The sequence below is a fragment of the Mucilaginibacter sp. P4_G9 genome, from assembly GCF_056400985.1.
In genome coordinates this window covers 1-1,859 of sequence record NZ_JBFUKF010000653.1, presented here as the reverse complement: position 1 = coordinate 1,859, position 1,859 = coordinate 1, and the positions used below count along the sequence as shown (strand labels likewise).

Below are 1,859 nucleotides of genomic sequence, written 5' to 3'. Positions count from 1 at the left end.
CCTTTACGTGATGGTGAGCTTCCGGGCTTAGAAGGCAAAACGGAAAGTGAATATATTTCCGAAATATTGGGAAGACCGGTTGTCAAAGTTTTTAATATTGTCCTGGGGCACACGCTCAAGCATAACGGTAAAGCTGCTGGGGAAAAAGGAAGGATAGCTATATCGGTAGCTACCGATAACGATGAACATAAGAAATTAGCCGCTGAAATAGTTGATCAAACAGGCTTTGATACTGTAGATGGGGGAAGTCTTAACTTATCGTGGAGGCAGGAACCGGGAACTCCAGCTTTTTGTACGGAACTAAATGCAGACGAACTCAAACGGGCACTTACCGAAGCTGAAAAAGGAACAGCCCCCGCCAGAAGGGATTATATTATAGACAAATTAATGAAAGCTGAACGACCGCCTTCTCATGAAGAAACAGTTGCCTTAATGCGCTCAGGATCATCAAAAAATCTGAAAATAGGTAATGTGTAAAGACATGAGATACTAAGGCTCTTCGTCACTTGGTTTTGAGAACCTGATTTACTTTTCGCGTCTGGTGCTCCGGAGCAATATGGAATTGATACACGTGTTTAAAAAACTAATAGAACACTTAGCACTTTTGTTAAACACAAAAGGCAAGCGTGCCTAAACATAGCTTAATCGTTAAAACGTTTCATTATTGCCTACTTTTGTATCACAATAACTGCCATTAACTCGCCGAACTTTGTCCTTATAAATATTAAAAAATAAAATAATGGCAAAAACAATTTTTATAACGGGCGCATCCCGCGGATTCGGCAGGATTTGGGCAGAAGCGTTTTTACAACGTGGCGATAATGTAGTTGCGGCTGTTCGTAACCCTGAAACATTAATCGAACTTACAAAAGAATTTTCTTCAAATCTATTGGTATTAAAACTTGATGTAACTGATAAGAAAGCAAGTTTTGAAGCAATTGAAACTGCAAAAACTCACTTTGGCCGCATTGATGTATTGATAAATAATGCAGGCTACGGGCACATTGGCGCTGTAGAGGAGTTAAACGAACAGGATGTCAGGACGCAGTTTGAAACGAATGTACTGGGTTCATTATGGACTATACAAGCGGTTGTGCCCATCATGCGTGAGCAAAAATCAGGGCAAATCATTCAACTTTCAAGCGCTTTGGGTTTGAATACGATATCATTAATGGGATTGTATAGCGCATCCAAGTTCGCGGTAGAAGGCCTTACTGAAACATTGGCTGGCGAAGTAAGTGGTTTTGGTATTAAAGTAACCATACTGGAACCGGCTGGTTTCTCCACAGATTTCTTCGGTACCAATTCCCTTTCATTGAGTGAATCCCTACCTGTTTACGATGGCATAAGAAAAGATTTTTATGAGCACGCTGGTGATCAAGATTCCGGTAACCCTGCAGCAACTGCCAATGCGCTACTTACCCTGGTGGATTCGGAAAATCCGCCATTAAGATTGCTATTGGGTAAAACTGTTTACCCCTGGGTAAAATACACTTACGAGGAGCGCCTGAAAACATGGGAATCATGGCAGGATGTTTCTGTGGCAGCACATGGTTAAGGGAAGTAACATGAGCGGGATCCGGATTTGCCGGGTCCTGTTTTTATAATTACGAACAATATGAAGCATTTTAAAAAAATCAGCGATCTGCATGAAGTTCTTGGTGTGAAGCCGCCTGAGCACCCCTTTTTCAGTGTGGCTTACGGTGAACGGGATAATTGCACCAGCATCAGCGAACTTGAATTTACTTCAGCATTTTACATCATTGGATTCAAAAAGTTGAAATCGGGGCAAATGCTTTACGGAAAAACCAAGTATGACCATGACCTTGGCTCCATGTCATTTATCAAACCGCAGCAGA

The 1,859-nt window shown here is 41.7% G+C and carries 2 protein-coding genes and 1 pseudogene; all 3 read left to right on the top strand.

Annotation, left to right across the window (positions count from 1 at the left end):
• Positions 1-477 (top strand): NADPH-dependent F420 reductase (locus tag AC1DPZ_RS26400; protein WP_477409108.1); only part of this gene is annotated, 477 nt, incomplete at its 5' end.
• A gap of 262 nt (positions 478-739) precedes the next feature.
• On the top strand, positions 740-1,558 hold the full coding sequence (locus AC1DPZ_RS26395) for an SDR family NAD(P)-dependent oxidoreductase (RefSeq protein WP_477409106.1): 819 nt from the start codon (positions 740-742) through the stop codon (positions 1,556-1,558).
• Between the two features lie 60 nt (positions 1,559-1,618).
• Positions 1,619-1,859 (top strand): annotated as a pseudogene (locus AC1DPZ_RS26390) (helix-turn-helix domain-containing protein); the annotation flags it as partial.